Annotated in this window: 14 protein-coding genes; 2 read left to right on the plus strand and 12 right to left on the minus strand. The window is 73.1% G+C overall.

Annotated features, from left to right (window positions below):
- Window positions 1-11: 11 nt before the first annotated feature.
- The 6 genes from ACLII4_RS06760 to rnz all read right to left on the minus strand — a co-directional run bounded on the left by ACLII4_RS06760 (window position 12) and on the right by rnz (window position 4,836).
- Entirely contained in the window at window positions 12-395 is a 384-nt protein-coding gene (locus ACLII4_RS06760; RefSeq protein ID WP_412070137.1) for a hypothetical protein, read from the minus strand.
- 23 nt (window positions 396-418) lie between these two features.
- Entirely contained in the window at window positions 419-886 is a 468-nt protein-coding gene (gene arsN2 / locus ACLII4_RS06765; protein WP_412070138.1) for an arsenic resistance N-acetyltransferase ArsN2, read from the minus strand.
- A complete protein-coding gene (locus ACLII4_RS06770) occupies window positions 883-1,299 on the minus strand; it encodes an arsenate reductase ArsC (protein ID WP_412070139.1) in 417 nt (138 codons plus the stop codon). Before ACLII4_RS06770 ends, arsN2 begins: the two co-directional genes overlap by 4 nt.
- Window positions 1,286-1,585 carry an ArsR/SmtB family transcription factor gene (locus ACLII4_RS06775; protein WP_412070140.1) on the minus strand — a complete coding sequence of 100 codons (300 nt, stop codon included), beginning with the start codon at window positions 1,583-1,585 and terminating at the stop codon, window positions 1,286-1,288. Before ACLII4_RS06775 ends, ACLII4_RS06770 begins: the two co-directional genes overlap by 14 nt.
- 383 nt (window positions 1,586-1,968) lie before the next feature.
- Window positions 1,969-3,867: an ABC transporter ATP-binding protein gene (locus tag ACLII4_RS06780; RefSeq protein ID WP_412070141.1), complete on the minus strand. Its 1,899-nt coding sequence runs from the start codon at window positions 3,865-3,867 to the stop codon at window positions 1,969-1,971.
- Window positions 3,868-3,927: 60 nt separating this feature from the next.
- Window positions 3,928-4,836, minus strand: a complete 909-nt coding sequence (rnz, locus tag ACLII4_RS06785) for a ribonuclease Z (RefSeq protein WP_412070142.1) — start codon at window positions 4,834-4,836, stop codon at window positions 3,928-3,930.
- Between the two features lie 171 nt (window positions 4,837-5,007).
- Here rnz and ACLII4_RS06790 point away from each other — a divergent pair, with 171 nt between their 5' ends.
- A complete protein-coding gene (locus ACLII4_RS06790; RefSeq protein WP_412070143.1) occupies window positions 5,008-6,174 on the plus strand; it encodes a hypothetical protein in 1,167 nt (388 codons plus the stop codon).
- Between the two features lie 46 nt (window positions 6,175-6,220).
- On the opposite strand, the gene ACLII4_RS06795 is transcribed toward ACLII4_RS06790, so the two are convergent.
- A complete protein-coding gene (locus tag ACLII4_RS06795; RefSeq protein WP_412070144.1) occupies window positions 6,221-6,562 on the minus strand; it encodes a hypothetical protein in 342 nt (113 codons plus the stop codon).
- Window positions 6,563-6,786: 224 nt separating this feature from the next.
- On the opposite strand from ACLII4_RS06795, the gene ACLII4_RS06800 reads away from it, so the two are divergent.
- Window positions 6,787-7,161 carry a DUF805 domain-containing protein gene (locus ACLII4_RS06800; RefSeq protein WP_412070145.1) on the plus strand — a complete coding sequence of 125 codons (375 nt, stop codon included), beginning with the start codon at window positions 6,787-6,789 and terminating at the stop codon, window positions 7,159-7,161.
- Window positions 7,162-7,167: 6 nt separating this feature from the next.
- Here the strand turns inward: ACLII4_RS06800 and ACLII4_RS06805 are convergent, their stop codons facing one another.
- The 5 genes from ACLII4_RS06805 to ACLII4_RS06825 all read right to left on the minus strand — a co-directional run bounded on the left by ACLII4_RS06805 (window position 7,168) and on the right by ACLII4_RS06825 (window position 14,522).
- Window positions 7,168-8,268: a LuxR C-terminal-related transcriptional regulator gene (locus ACLII4_RS06805; protein WP_412070146.1), complete on the minus strand. Its 1,101-nt coding sequence runs from the start codon at window positions 8,266-8,268 to the stop codon at window positions 7,168-7,170.
- A 107-nt stretch (window positions 8,269-8,375) separates the two neighbouring features.
- Complete coding sequence (locus ACLII4_RS06810; RefSeq protein WP_412070147.1) at window positions 8,376-9,929, minus strand: PAS domain S-box protein; 1,554 nt, start codon at window positions 9,927-9,929, stop codon at window positions 8,376-8,378.
- A 113-nt stretch (window positions 9,930-10,042) separates the two neighbouring features.
- The gene (locus ACLII4_RS06815; RefSeq protein ID WP_412070148.1) at window positions 10,043-10,420 is read right to left on the minus strand and encodes a hypothetical protein; all 378 of its coding nucleotides are present in this window, start codon (window positions 10,418-10,420) and stop codon (window positions 10,043-10,045) included.
- A 52-nt stretch (window positions 10,421-10,472) separates the two neighbouring features.
- Window positions 10,473-11,837 carry a T9SS type A sorting domain-containing protein gene (locus tag ACLII4_RS06820; protein ID WP_412070149.1) on the minus strand — a complete coding sequence of 455 codons (1,365 nt, stop codon included), beginning with the start codon at window positions 11,835-11,837 and terminating at the stop codon, window positions 10,473-10,475.
- A 159-nt stretch (window positions 11,838-11,996) separates the two neighbouring features.
- A complete protein-coding gene (locus tag ACLII4_RS06825; RefSeq protein WP_412070150.1) occupies window positions 11,997-14,522 on the minus strand; it encodes a TonB-dependent receptor domain-containing protein in 2,526 nt (841 codons plus the stop codon).
- Window positions 14,523-14,587: the final 65 nt, after the last annotated feature.

Here is a 14,587-nt window from a genome sequence, read left to right on the forward strand (position 1 = left end):
ACGCCCTCCGCCTACAGCCGCCCGGTGATCTCGATCTCCAGCCACCGAGGGAGCGGCGCGCCGGTCGGGTAGAGCTGGGCGCGCGAGCCGAACCCCTCCTCCGTCGTCGCCTGCACCAAAATGTCGGCGGTCTGCGCCGAGCCCCGGCGCGACGACGTGGTGATGATGACGCCGCCCGCCTCGTCGCGGTACGACTCGACGCGCACGCCGGTCTGCGAGAACGTCGCGCCGATGGCGTCGACCACGGCCTCGGGCGGGCCCTCGAAGTAGGTCCACTCGAAGGGGTCCGGGCGGCCGTAGACCTCCTCGAACGTGGAGCAGCCGGCGGCGAGCAGGCTGACGAGGACGAGGGCGGCGAGGACGAGCGGGCGCCCCGCGAGCGGGATCGAAGACATGGCGTGGGAGGGCAGACCCCGACTCAACGACCGCTGCCCGTCCCCGGTGCCCCGATCCCCGTAGGGCTCAGCACTTTGCCCAGGCACGCCGCCGACGCCGGGCACAGGCCCGCGAACTCCGTCGACGCCCGGATCGCCTCCGGCACGTCGGCACGGTCGACCGGGGCCCAGCCGAGCGACTCGAAAAAGGGCGCGGCGGTCGTCGTCAGCAGAATCAGCTGCGCCAGCCCGGCCGCCCGCGCCGCGGCTTCGGCGGCGGCCGTCAACCGCCGGCCCAGCCCCGTGCCACGCGCCTCCGGGGCCACCGCCAGCGACCGCAGCAGCCCGGCACCGCCGTACGGCTCGACGGCGACGCACCCGACGACATCGCCATCCCGGCGGGCGACGAGGAACCGCTCGCGGTGGCCTTCTGAGAGGTCGGAGGTGGGCAGGCGGCTGGCGCGCAAGAGCGCGAGCACGGCGGGCCACTCGGCGGGTGTCGGGACGGTCATGCCCCGAACTCGGCGTCGAGCCACGCCGCGATCTCGTCGCGCACGGCTCGGAACGAGGCGGCCTGCTCGGCCTCGGGCGCCGCCGAGGGGTCGCGGAAGGCGTGGTGCAGGTTCCGCTCGCGCGCCGGGAGGTACGGGCACGCCTCGCGCGCGTTGTCGCAGACGGTCACCACGATGTCGAACGGCCGGTCACCCAGGCTGTCGATGGTCTTAGAGGTCTGTCCGCTCGCGTCGATCCCCACCTCCGCGAGCGCGGCCACGGCGCCGGGGTGGACGCCCCGTGCGACGGTGCCGGCGCTGAACGCGTCGTAGCGGTCGCCCCAGCGGGACCGGAGGAGCCCCTCCGCCAACTGCGACCGGGCCGAGTTGTGGGTGCAGACGAACAAGACGGAGCGGCGTTCAGCAGCAGGCATCGGACGTTAAGGTGTCGACAAAGACGCGGAGGTCGGAGGCAAGCGTCTCCAGGGCGGCGGGGGCCAGGCAGTAGCACGAGCGCGGGCCGTCGGTCGTCCCAGAGATCAGCCCGGCCTCGCGGAGCACCTTCAGATGCTGCGAGACCGTCGACTGCGCCAGGCCGACGACCTCGACGACCTCGCCGCATACGCACTCGCCCCGCGTGCCGAGCACGCGCAGGATGGCAATCCGGGAGGGGTGGGCGAGGGCTTTCGCCAGCGCGGCGAGGCGGGTGTCGGCAGTCATGGGGCAGGGTGGCGGCGGACCGAAGCCCGCCGCCGGAGGGATCAGCAACAGGTACGATCGTCGATGCCGTCGGGGCAGCAGTCGTCGTCGTCGCAACAGGTGAGGAAGCTCGCCATGGGAGGGGGGTGTGAGTGGAACAAGTCCGATCGTTGATCGGCGATTAACGATAAGTCATTTGCGAGGCGCTGTCAACCCCTGTCGGTGGCGGGCTCTCGGAGGGCCGTCGCGAGCACGGGCACGCCTGACGCGAGCGCCGAGCCGTCGGCCGAGACCTGGTGGGGGCTGGGCGGCCCGTGCCGTATCGCTGTGGTGCGTCCGCAGGTGGCGGTGTGCGGTGCGGGGCCCTCCGGGGCTTCGTCCGTGGCGATGTGCCCGACAGTAGCCTACGCCGCCGCCCGCTCCTGGTCCGCGTACTGGAGCTCGTAGAGCCGACGGTACAGCCCGTCGGCCACCAGCAGCGTCTGGTGGCTGCCCCGCTCGCGGACCTCGCCCTTGTGCAGCACCAAGATCTGATCCGCGTGCTGCACCGTCGAGAGCCGGTGGGCGACGACGATCGCCGTCCGCCCCTCCATCAGCACGTCGACGGCGCGCTGGACCATCTCCTCGGTCTCGGTGTCGACCGACGACGTGGCCTCGTCGAGCACGAGCACGGCCGGGTCGTAGAGGAGCGTCCGCACGAAGGAGAGCAGCTGGCGTTGGCCGAGCGACAGCGTCGCGCCGCGCTCGCCGACGGGGGAGGCATAGCGTTGCGGCAGGCGGTCGATGAACGTGTCGGCCCCCACGAGCGCCGCCGCTTCGGCGACGCGTTCCGCCGGGATGTCGGCGCCGAGCGTGACGTTCTCCTCGATCGTCCCCGAGAAGAGGAACACGTCTTGCAGCACGAGCCCGACCTGTCGGCGCAGCTCGGCCAGGGGGAGGTCTTTCACGTCGATGCCGTCGATCGTGACGCGCCCGCGCTGGGGCTCGTAGAACCGCATCAGCAGCGACAGGATCGTCGTCTTCCCCGAGCCTGTTGCCCCGACGAGCGCCAGTGTCTGCCCGGACTCGGCGGTGAACGAGACGTCGCGCAGGACCCAGTTCCAGTTGGGCTCAGGGGACTGTTGGGACGTAGGGACTGGGGACTGGGCTGTATCGCCGGAGGGCTCTCCCGCAGTCCCCGTAGTCCCTTCGATCCCCAGTCCCGCTTCCGCAGGCAGCTTCTCGTACGCGAACCACACGTTCTCGAAGGCGATGCGACCGGCGCGGGCGGCGGGGAGCGCGACGGGCGCCTCGGGCTCGGGCAGCGACTGGTCGTCGTCGAGCAGGTCGAACACGCGCTCCGACGCCGCGAAGGCGCTCTGGATCGAGTTGAGCTGGTCGGACAGGTTGCGGACCGGCTCGAAGAACATCCGGACGTACTGCACGAACGCGATCAGCGTGCCGATGGTGACGGCCTCGCGCATGGCCTCGGTCCCGCCGAACCACACCACGAGCGCCAGCGCCGCGGAGGCGATGATGTCGACGACCGGGTAGAACAGCGCGTAGTAGTGGACGGTCTGGATGTGCGCGTCGCGGTGGGCGTCGTTGACCGACTCGAAGCGGCGCTGCTCCTCGGCCTCGCGGCCGAAGATCTGGACCACGCTCATGCCTGTGACGTGCTCCTGCAGGAACGCGTTGAGGCGGCCGACCTGCTTGCGGGTCTCCCGGTACGCCGCGCGCATCTTGCGCCGGAAGACCTCGGTGACGAGCACCATCGGCGGGAGCGCCAGCAGCGCGACCATGCCCAGCTCGGGGTCGAGTGAGAGCATGAAGTAGCCGATGAACAGCAGCCGCGCGAGGTCGCCGAGGATCGTGACGGCGCCGGCCGAGAGCAGGTCCGCCAGCGCCTCGATGTCGGACGTGGCCCGCGTGATCAGCGTGCCGATGGGCGTGCCGTCGAAGAACGCCAGCCGCTGGCGCTCGATAAAGCGGAAGACGCGCGTGCGCAAGTCATAGAGCGCGTTCTGCCCGACCCACTGCGTGAGGTAGCCGAGCGCGAAGTACGCCAGCCCCTCGGCGACGAGCACGCCCGCGATCAGGCCCACGATGCGGAGCAGGCCCGGCAGGTCGCCCGTGACGATGTGGTCGTCGACGGCGGTCTGAACCAGGCGCGGCCGGAGCGGGCCCAAGAATGCGACGACGAGCGTCAGCGAGAGGGCGGCGGCGACGTGCCAGCGGTACGGCCACAGCAGCGCGCCCAGGCGCCGCGCCAGCCCGCGCGGGGGGCGCCAGGCGGGCGTTGCGGGAGTCGGGGAATCGGCCACGGGCTCCCTACCCCGGACGGGGCGGGCGTGGTTCCGCCGCCGTGTCCTCTCCGGAGGGCTTTACCGGCGGACCTCGTAGCGCGCCAACTCTTCGGCGGCCTCCGTCTCGGGAAACGCCGCTCGCGCCTCGGCCACCAGCCCGCTCGTGTCGCCGTAGCGGGCCGAGAAGTGGGTGAGCAGCAGGCGCCGCGCGCCGGCGTCCCGGGCGACCTCGGCGGCCTGTCGGGCGGTCGAGTGCGCGACGGCCTCGGCGCGGTCCGCGTGCTCGTCCGTGAACGTCGCCTCGTGGAGCAGCAGGTCCGCGTCGCTCGCCAGCGCCCGGCCCCCGTCGCACGGACGGGTGTCGAGGACGTATGCGAACGAGGCGCCCACGCGAGGGGGCCCGACGAGCCCGTCCGGCGCCAGCGTGGTCCCGTCGGCCAGCTCCACCGGCTCGCCGCGTTTGAGGGCCTCGAACTGCCACCCCTCCGTGACGCCCGCGGCTCGCGCCGCCTCGCCGTCGATGGTCCCCGGCCGGACCCGCTCCTGGTACCGGTAGCCCCAGCACGGCACGCGGTGCGCGAGCGGGCGGGCCTCGATGGTGGCCCCCTCGTCCTCGTAGACCACGGCGCCGTCCTCGTCGGTCAGCTCGCGGAAGGTGACGGGGTAGGGGAGGTTCGCGACGCCGGGCAACGCCGTCATCCCGGCGATCCCCTCAGGTCCGACGACGGTGAGCGGCGTGTCGCGCTCCAGCAGCGCCAGCGTCGTCAGCAGTCCGGGCAGGCCGAAGAGATGGTCGCCGTGGAGATGCGTGACGCAGATGGCGTCGAGCTGGCCGCGCGTGAGGTGGCCGCGGATGAGCTGGAGCTGGGTGCCCTCGCCGCAGTCGAAGAGCACGCTCCGGCCCTCGCGGCGGACCAGCGTGCCGGACAGGTGGCGCGAGGAGGTGGGGACGGCAGAGCCGACGCCCAGCGGGACGACTTCGAACATGGCAGCGGGGAGGGGCGCGCGTGTACCGGGTTGGGGCGCCGGTGTTCGTCCAGAGCGCCCTGGCGCGTGGCCGCGTGCGGCGGCGGGGCCTCGAAGAACCCGGGAAGCGGGCCGCGGTGGCAACTCGGAAGTGCGCGAGCGTGTTTGGATCGCGGATCCCCCCCCCGCCCGATGCGCCCGTTCGTCGCCCTGCTCGCCGTCCTCCTCCTCCCCGCCTGCCAGGCCGTCCGCGCTGACCTCGCCGAGACCGAGCGTGAGGCCGTCCAGTCGGCCAACGCGGATCGGCCCATCACCGGGGCCCCCGCCGACGTGGCCGAGGCCAGCGACGACCCGCTGCGCTTCGACGGCGAGCGCCACTTGCGCAACGTCCGCCAGCTCACCTTCGGTGGCAACAACGCCGAGGCGTACTGGAGCCCCGACGGCGACCGGCTCATCTTCCAGAGCGACTGGACCGCCATCAACACGCAGGGCTGCGACCAGCAGTTCGTGATGTCCGTCGCCGACGGCGCGGGCGAGAGCGGCGACGGCGCAACGCTCGTTTCGACGGGCACCGGCCGGACGACCTGTGGCTACTTCCTGACCGACGACCGCGTCGTGTACGCCTCCACGCACCCTGGCGGCCCGGCGTGCCCGGTGACGGCGGCCTCGCCGACTGGCCGCTACGTCTGGGACATTTTCCCGACCTACGACATCTTCGTCGCCGACGCGGACGGCTCGAACACCGAGCTCTTGATCGGCGGGCCCGGCTACGACGCCGAGGCGACGGTCAGCCCTGACGGCCGGTTCGTCATCTTTACCTCGACGCGCTCCGGCGACCTCGAGCTGTGGCGGTTCGAGGTGGCGACCGGCGACCTCTTGCAGCTCACCGACACACTCGGCTACGACGGCGGCGCCTTTTTCTCGCCCGACGGCACCCAGATCGTTTGGCGCTCCTCGCGCCCGACGGGCGCCGCCGCCGACGCGTATCGCGCGCTGCTGGCGGACGACACCGTCGAGCCCGGCGCCCTCGACCTGTACGTGGCCGACATCGACGGCTCGAACGTGCGCCGCGTGACGCGCCTGCCCGGCGCCAACTGGGCCCCGTTTTTCCACCCCTCCGGCGAGTCGCTCATCTTCGCGAGCAACCACCACACGATGGCCGAGGGCGGCCGCGAGTTCGACCTCTTCCTGGTCGACATCGCCTCGGGCGACCTGGAGCGCGTGACGTTCAGCGGCACCTTCGACGCCTTCCCCATGTTCTCGCCCGACGGCACCCGGCTCGTCTTCGCCTCGAACCGCAACCTCGACCGCACGCCCAGCCGCGACACCAACGTCTTCGTCGCCGACTGGGTGGAGTAGCGGGGAGAGGGCGGGTCTGCCCGCCTCGGCGCCAAGGCGGGCGCCGCTACATTGCCGCGCCGAAGCTGACGCCCACCCACGGTACCACGGCTGGGTTGCTCCCTCCTCGTATGAGGAACGGCGTGATGCCGAACCGGAAGAGATCGCCCGCCTCGGTGACCCTTCGGTAGCCGACGGTCGCCGTCGGCACCAGATCGCCGACGCCGGCCCGGTCGACGGGCTTTTGCACCACGAAGCCGACCCCCGCTTCGAGGCCGCTCGCGCCCGACGGCGTGAGCGTCACCATCAGCGGGACGCTCACGGCCCCGGCCGCCAGCGACGATTCGAGGTAGTTGGCGAACGGGGGGAGGTACCCCACGCCCGCCCGGACGGCGATTCGGTCAGACACTTGCCGCTCCACGTTGATCGAGGTGAGGCCGCCGTTGCCGAGCAACTCGACGTAGCCCCGAGTCGGGCCGAGGACGGTGGCGGATTGGGCCGCTGCGGGGGCTCCCCAAATTAGCAGGGCGACGAAGAGGGCACGAGGCATGGAGATCGATCGGCGCACAGATCTAGGCGCAAGGTATGCCGGCTCGTCCTCGACTATCCTGCACCCGCCGCCCCGCCCGCCGCGTGTCCCCTCCTGCCGCCTACCTCCACGTCCTTGCTGCGTTCGCCGACTTCGACGGCCGGGCGTCGCGGGCCGATTTCTGGGGCTTCTGGCTGGTCCACGGCGGCATCGGCTTCATTCTCCTCATCGGCTCAGCCATCGTCGCCGACCGCGCGGCGCTGGGGTTCGTCGCCGGTGGGATGGTGTTCGCGACGTACGCCGCGCTCACCTTCTTCCCCGCGCTCTCCCTCACGGCGCGTCGGCTCCACGACATCGGGCGGACGAGCCTGTGGACCTCACTGCTCTTGGTCCCGGTCGTGGGCTGGGGCCTGCTGGGCGTGTGGCTGGTGCAGGCCGGCGAGGCCGGGCCGAACGGCTGGGGGCAACCGCCGGATTGAGGCCGCCTACCTCGCTAGCAGGCGTGCGGCGACGCCTGACCGGCCGGCGACCTCCAGCTTCGCGAGCACGTTCTCGACATGGTGCCGCGCCGTGTGCGGGCTGACGAACAGGCGGTCGGCCAAGTCGGCATTCGAGCACCCTTGGGCGAGCAGCACGGCAACCTCGGCTTCGCGTGGCGTCAGGCCGTGGCGCTCGCGAACGGACTCGGGCGTCGGCAGCGACGGCGCGGGCGGCGGCTCCACGGTGACGAGCAGCGCAGGCTCAGCGCCGAACAGACCTGGCGGGAGAGCGGTCGCACGGAGCGTGTAGCGGCCCCGGGCAGTGGTCACCGCTTCCTCGCCGCCAGCAGCCCGTGCTGACTCCGGGCCCTGGAGAGACAGGGCGCGGCGGCCGAGCCGTGCCAGCGCTGGCGCGAGCGCCTCCGCCTCGACGGGGTCCGCGAGCAGGCGGGCGAGGGCGGGCGTGCGGTGGCGCTCGCGGCCGTCGGGGCCGAGCGCCAGGAGGGGGGCGTCGACGGCGTCGAGCGCGGCGCGGTGGGCGCCCAGGCGGGCGACCGTGTCGAGGCCCGCGCGGAACGCGGGGAGCAGCACGCCCAGCAGCGCGTCGGTCCGCTCGGCGTGGGGGAAGGCGCCGTGGCGGCGCTGCAGGACCCACACCATCGCCTCGCCGTCGGGCGCGCGGTCCACCATGCCCACGAAGTCGTGGTAGCCCTGGCGCCGGAGCGCGTCGATCAGCAGGCCCTGCCGGAGCTGCACGCCGTGCGCCTCGACGAGGTGGCGGTTGGCGTCCCAGCTGAACGTGCGGAGGCCCCTCTCGCGACGGAGCCGGTTCCACAGGTCCGTCACCGGGTCGCTAAATCGGACGCCGTCGGCCTGGACGGCGTCGACCATCATCTGGAGGCTCTCGACCACGTCCGTCGCGTCCGGGCTGGCAAATGGGAAGGACTCGGATCCGATCTGGACGACCACGCCCGTCCCGCCGACCACGTCGCGGATGGCGGCCCCGGCCGCGAGCAGCCAGGCCTGCGGGTCGGGCGCGGCGAGGGGGCTCAGGAGCAGCTGGTTGGCGGCGCCGAGCCGGGCGAGGTCGCTCGTGGAGAGGCGCATGCGACGCGGGGCGCCGGGCACGCGGGCCACGGCGCAGGGGGCGGCCGCGAGTGTACGTCGCGCCGGCCGGGGCTCGACCGCCACGCCCTCTCCACCCGATGTTTTTTCTACGCCGGCGCCTCGTCTCGCCGGCGGCGCGCGCGCCGGGGCGTCGTCGGCAGGACGAGGGTGAATGCCGCGCCGCCGCCGCCCGCTGGCGCCACGTCGATCCGCCCGCCGTGGCCCCGCACGACGACGTCGTGGGCGAGCGAGAGCCCCAGGCCGACGTGCCCGCTCCCGGGCGCCTTGGTGGTGAAGAAGGGCTCGAAGAGCCGGGCCCGCACCGCCTCCGAGACCCCGGGCCCGGTGTCCTCGACGACCACCTCGGCCGTGTCCCCGGCCGCGGCCGTGCGGACCGTCACGCCGCGCGCGCCCGCACGGCCCGGCTCGGCGGCGGCGTCGAACGCGTTCGTGACCACGCCGGCGATCGCCCGGCCGATCGACCGGAGGTCGCCCTCGACGTCCCCGGCCGCGGCGTCGAGGGCGATGTCCATCGCCACCTCGGCCCCAGAGTGCTCGGCGCGCCAGGTGCTGGCGGCGAGCGTCGCGTAGTCGGTCACGAGGCCGTTGAGGGGGGCCCGCTGGCGGGCGCCCGGCGCGCTCGCATGCGCCAGCATGCGGCGGACGATGGCGTCGGCGCGGCGGCCGTGCGCGGCGATGGCGCGGGCGTTCGCGGCGAGGTCGTCGAGGAGCCCGTCGGCGTCCGGCGCCGCGCGGCGGGCGCGGAGGTCGTCGGCGAGCTCGACCGAGAGGTCGGCGAAGTTGGTCACGAAGTTGAGCGGGTTCATCAGCTCATGCGCGATGCCCGCCGCCATCCGGCCGAGCCCCGCCAGCGTCTCCTGCTGGACGATCCGGTCCTGCGCCCGCCGCAGCGCCGCCTCCGCCTCGACGCGGTCGGTCATGTCGCGGGCGTTGACCACGAACCCCTCGTCGGCGCCGTCGGGCGCGAGCGTGCGGCAGTTGGCCTCGAAGTGGCGCCACCGGCCGTCCTTGTGCAAGACCCGGTAGCCGATGGTCAGGCTGGTGCCCGGCGCCGCCGCCAGCGTCCCCAGCGAGTCCGTCGCCTGGGGCACGTCGTCGGGATGGAGGAAGTCGAAGGCGGAGCGACCGGCGATCTCCTCCGGCGTGTAGCCGAGCAGCCTGTGCACCGAGGGGCCCGTGTACACGATCCGCGCCTCCGCGTCGACGATCTGGACCATGTCCGAGGCGTTCTCGATGAGCCGCCGGAAGTGCTCCTCGCTGGCGCGCAGCGCGGCCTCCGCGTGGACGCGCTCGGTCACGTCGTGCGCGTGGACGACGAGGCCCTCGTCCGGCCCGGCGGGCGAGAGTGTCCGGCCCCGCGCCTCGAGCACGCGCCACCGGCCGTCCGCGTGGCGGACCCGGTAGGTCGCGGTGCGCGTCGCGCCGGGCTCGGCGAGCAGTGCCTCGATCTCGCGCTGGATCGGCTCGCGGTCGTCGGGGTGGATGAACGCGAGCGTGGACCGGCCCAGGAGCTCGGCGGGCGTGTAGCCGAGCAGCCGCTCGACGGACGGGCTCGAGTACAGGATGCCCGCCGTCGGGCTGACGACCTGGATGAGGTCGGAGGCGTTCTCGAGGAGCCGGCGGAGTGGCTCGTCGGGCACGAAAAAGGTACCGCCGGGTGCCGCCGGCGCGGAGGCGCGCCGGCGGACGGGGGGAAAGGCTGACGCCGACGGGCGGCGATGGGGGGGGGTGGGCATGGCGACGGGGCGGGCGGTCAGGTCCGCGCTCTCGAGGGCACGATCACGATCGTGGCGGCGTGGCCCTCGCGCGGGCACATCGCGGCCACGGGCCCGTCCACGAACACCTCGACGGTGTCGCCCTGGCGGACCTCGCCAATCCGGGCCGGCGCCAGCCGCCCGGACCGCATGCGCCGCGAGACGCGCGTGTAGTCGTCGGCGACGGCCTGGAGCCCGCACGGGTCGCCGACGGGCTCGACCAGGAGTCCGCTGGCGGTGGCGCTGTGCCGGATGGAGGCGACTACCCCGCGCACGGTCGGCGGGACCTCGGGGTACGGGTCGGCGTCGACCCCGGCGCACGCGGCGAGCGCCACGCCGAGCAGGGTCAGGATGAGGAGCACGCGCAGGGACCGCATGGTCGGTGGGGATGGGGAGCGGCCGCAGAGCCGCCCGGTGGGGAACGGGGCGTTAGTCGACGACGACGAATCGGCGAGTGGCCGTCGCGCCGTCGGCGACGAGGCGGACGACGTAGAGGCCGGCGGGCAGGCGGTCCGTGGGGACCTCGACCCGGCGGGCGCCGGGAGCCGGGCCGGGCAGCGTCGCCACCTGTCGGCCGACGGCGTCGAGCACGTCGACGCGAGCGGCGGAGGCGCCGGGCGCCGAGGCGTCGAGCGTGACCGGCGTGCCACGCCGCGCGGGGGTCGCCGACCGCAGCGCCAGCGACGGGGCGTCCGCGCCGGGCCGGTCGTCGCCGGCGGTCGCCGCGGCCGCGATCGTGACGGCCTCGCCCGTGCACGTCGCCACCACGGCGAGCCCGAGCGGCTGCCCGGCCGTGTCGACCACGTCGATCTGGTCCGGGGCGTAGCACCCGACGAGGGCGCCGCTGCCCCCATGCGCGATCACGGCGAGGCCCTGGCCGAGCACCCCGGGGCTCGCGACGCGCACCAGGAGGCGGCCCGCAATCGTCACGGTGCCGTCGCGCGTCTGGAGCAGGTCGCTCGACGGCACCGTCTGCGTCACGTCGATGTCGAGGACGTGCTGCGGGCCCATCGGGTACGGGCCGCGGACCTCGAACCACCCGACGGCGCCGGGGCCGCCGGGCTCGACGCGCCCGCCCATCGCGACCTCGGCCCCGCTGGCGAGGTCCAGCATCGCGCTGCCGGTGAGGACGGCCGCCGGCTCGTGCGCGAACCGCGCCGGGGCGCGGACCGAGAACCCGCCGCCGCCCACGATCAGCGTGCCCTCGTTGAGCACGTCGACGTTCGAGGTGGTCCCGGCCGACGAGATCTGCCACCGGCCCTGGTTGTGGACGCGCGGCGCCTGGGTGACGTCGCCCGCCCGGGCCATGGCGTGCGTGCCGACGGCGGTGTCGAGGAAGACGCCGCGGTTGCGGAGCAGGCCCCCGTCGCGGAACAGCAGCGTCCCGTCGGACCACTCGGTCTGGCCGGTCAGGATCAGCTCGCGGTCGAGCACCTTGCTGGCGGCGCCCCGCAAGGCGGCCGGGCCGGCGACGACGGTGGCCCCGGCGCCGGTCATGGTGCCGGCCTCCCACACGAGCGACTCCGTGATGCGCAGGCTGTCCGCGCCGGCCAACGTGCCACCCGTGAGGGTGAGGGAGCGGACGGTCCGCGGCGCGCCCGTGTCCATCGTCACGGTGCCCGCAGCGATCGCGACGTCGTCGGAGGCGGTGGGCGCGGCGCCGCAGCTCCACGAAGCGGCTGCGGCCCACGAGGCCGTGCCGCCGAGCCAGGTGCAGGTCGCGCCGGAGGCCGGGGCGGCCCCCGCGGTCAGAAGCGAGAGGATGAGGGCCGACCGGCGGTCGAGGAGGGGCATGGAGAGAGGGGGCAGGCGGAACGCTCCCAGTCTCCCCCGATTCGCGGCCACCCCGCATGGGCAGATGTGCCCATTCGGCCGGCTCGCGGCCGACCTCCAGACACGGCGAGGGGGGACAGGCGCGAGCCCATCCCCCCTCATGCAAGCCGTCCGGACAGTTTAGATGCCGAACCCGCCGTCGTCGACGCCGCCGCCCTGGGGCTGCTGCGGGCGCGGGCGGTTCTGGTTGCTGCCGAACGTGTACGTCAGCGTGAACGAGGCGCTCTGGATGCTCGGGTCGAACTCCGTGTTGCGCAGGAAGACGCCGTCGTTGGTCTCGAACTCGAACTTCGCCAGCCCGAACGGGTCGTTGACGCGGGCGGAGAGCCGGAGCTGCTCGGTGAGCGTCTGGTTGACGCCGATGTTCGAGAACACGAACGCGCCGCGCCGGCCGTCGACCGTCTTCTGCGGGCCCCGGTAGAAGGCGAAGAGCTGGAGCTCCGTCCCCTCGCGGACCTTGAGCTGCAGGCTCGTCCGCGCGTCGTACGCGAGCGCCTTCGTGTCAGCCTCGCCGGGGTCCGGGTCCGTCGTCACCGACTGGTAGAGGCTCGTGCTGGCGAAGCCTCGGATGGCGCCGCCGAGGAACTGGCCGAAGAGCGTCAGGTCGGCGCCGTAGTTGCTCTCCGAGTCCAAGTTGCCGGGGCGGAAGACGCTCACGCCTGTCGTGGCGTCGGTGAACACACGCCGCGAGATGACGTCCGTCGTGCGGCGGTAGAACGGGGTCAGCGTCGCGAAGAACTTGTACTGGAGCGTGAGCTCGTACGAATCCGTGTACTCGGGCCGCAGATTGGGTGTGCCGACGCGGACGAAGGTCGTGTCCGAGAGGTCGGGGAAGGGGTTGAGGAAGAACGTCCGCGGGCGCTCGATGCGGCGCGAGTACGAGCCCTTGACGAGCGAGCCGGGCTCGAAGGCGTAGGTCACGAAGGCGCTCGGGAACAAGCTCGTGTAGTCCTGCTCGGTGTCGGTCAGGTCGAGGCCCTCGCTGTAGATCTCCGGCACCTCGGTCGACAGGTTGAACGCGCGCCGGGCGTACTCGGCGCGGACGCCGGCCTGGAGCTGGAGGTTGCCGAAGCCGCGCGCGCCCTGGAGGTAGACCGCCGCGATCTGGCGGTCGTAGTCGAAGGCGTTGGTCTGGTTCGGGTCGACGACGAGGTCGCCCATCGTCGTGCCTGTCTCGACCTGGCTGTCGCTGGCGACCCACTCGGAGCTGAGCTTGGTGCCGACCTCGAGCTTGCCCTCGCCGAGCGGCTGGGTGTAGTCGACCTGGAACGAGGCCTCGTCGTTCGTCTGGTCCTGGAGCTGCGACTGGAGGCCCGTTACCAGGCCGGTGTTGAAGTCGGTGAAGAGGCCGAGCCCGTCGGTACCGTTGTGCGTGTAGCGCGTCTCGACGGCGAGCTCGTGGCCGCCCTGGGTGCCGCCGCCGCCGCGCGGGCCGCCGAAGCCACCCCGGAAGCCGCCTCGACCGCCCGAGGTGCCGCCAGCTGCGCCCTGGCCGCCGCCCGCCGCCTGGAACTGCTTGCGGAAGACGAGCGCGAGGTCGCCGTTCATGCCGTCGCCGTCGTTGTCGGTCGACCGCTCGGACAGGATCAGCATGTCGTCGACGGTCCGCGTAAAGTCGGTGAGCCCGGTCGAGCCGTTTGAGCGGATGCCCAACGAGCCCTCGGCGGAGAGCGTCGTGCCCTCGGAGAGCGTGTACGTGGCCGAGCCGTTGAAAAAGTTGGACAGGTCCTCGTTGTCATTGAGCCCGAGCTGGCTGAGGACCGGGGTCCCGTTGACGAACCGCTGCGACGACGTGATGGACACGCCGCGCTCGCCGTAGCGCAGGCCGTACTGGCCGTTGAGGTCCCAGTCGCCGCTCTGGTAGCTGAGGTTGGCGCCCGCATTCCCGCTCACCTCGGTCCCGGCCCCGAGCGTGAAGCCGCCGGAGAGTCCGCGGTTGGTGCCCTCGGCGAGCACGATGTTGACGATCCCGCTCATGCCGTCGGGCTCGTACTTCGCGCTCGGGTTCGGGATCACCTCGACGCGCTCGATCTTGTCGGCCGGGATCTGGCGCAGGAGGGCCGCGAGGAAGGCCCCGCGCACCGGCGTCGGCCGCCCGTTGATCTGGATGACGACGTTCTGGTTGCCGCGCAGCGAGATGTTGCCGTCGGTGTCGACCTCCAGCGAGGGCAGCGTCTGCAGCGTTTCGAGCGCGCTCCCGCCCGCCGTCACGGCCTGCTCCTGGACGTTGTAGACCGTCCGGTCGGCCTGCTGCTCGACGAAGTCGCGCCGGGCGGTCACCTCGGCCTCGTCGAGCACGGCGGCGTCCTCCGTCAGCCGGATCTCGCCGAGCGCGGCCGGCGCGCCGACGGCGACCGTGAACGTCTCGATCTGGGCCGTCTCGTAGCCGATAAAGCTGACGCGCGCCGTGTACGCGCCCGGCCGGACCGGGTCGATCGTGACGGTGCCGTCGACGTCGGCCGCGCCGCCGGTCGCGAACGACGTGTCGCGGGCGGTGTACAGCGCCAGCGTGGCCGACGGGAGGGGCGTGCCGGTCGCGGCGTCGACGATGGTGGCGGTGACGGCGCCCTGGGGCTGGCCGCCCTGGGCGAAGGCGGGGGCCGCCAGCAGCAGGGCGACGAGCGGGAGGAACGAACGGAGAGACATGGCCGGGGGGAACGTGGAAGGGCCTCCGACGCGGCGCGCGTCGTGGAGTTGTCGCAGAGTGGCGT

The sequence above is a fragment of the Rubrivirga aquatilis genome (assembly GCF_046845665.1).
Lineage (GTDB): Bacteria > Bacteroidota > Rhodothermia > Rhodothermales > Rubricoccaceae > Rubrivirga.

Coding starts and splice junctions, on each gene's coding strand:
- arsN2 (WP_412070138.1), bottom strand. CDS start 886: ATGACCGTCCCGACACCCGCCGAGTGGCCCGCCGTGCTCGCGCTCTTG.
- ACLII4_RS06820 (WP_412070149.1), bottom strand. CDS start 11,837: ATGCCCCTCCTCGACCGCCGGTCGGCCCTCATCCTCTCGCTTCTGACC.
- ACLII4_RS06760 (WP_412070137.1), bottom strand. CDS start 395: ATGTCTTCGATCCCGCTCGCGGGGCGCCCGCTCGTCCTCGCCGCCCTC.
- ACLII4_RS06790 (WP_412070143.1), top strand. CDS start 5,008: ATGCGCCCGTTCGTCGCCCTGCTCGCCGTCCTCCTCCTCCCCGCCTGC.
- ACLII4_RS06815 (WP_412070148.1), bottom strand. CDS start 10,420: ATGCGGTCCCTGCGCGTGCTCCTCATCCTGACCCTGCTCGGCGTGGCG.
- rnz (WP_412070142.1), bottom strand. CDS start 4,836: ATGTTCGAAGTCGTCCCGCTGGGCGTCGGCTCTGCCGTCCCCACCTCC.
- ACLII4_RS06770 (WP_412070139.1), bottom strand. CDS start 1,299: ATGCCTGCTGCTGAACGCCGCTCCGTCTTGTTCGTCTGCACCCACAAC.
- ACLII4_RS06775 (WP_412070140.1), bottom strand. CDS start 1,585: ATGACTGCCGACACCCGCCTCGCCGCGCTGGCGAAAGCCCTCGCCCAC.
- ACLII4_RS06805 (WP_412070146.1), bottom strand. CDS start 8,268: ATGCGCCTCTCCACGAGCGACCTCGCCCGGCTCGGCGCCGCCAACCAG.
- ACLII4_RS06825 (WP_412070150.1), bottom strand. CDS start 14,522: ATGTCTCTCCGTTCGTTCCTCCCGCTCGTCGCCCTGCTGCTGGCGGCC.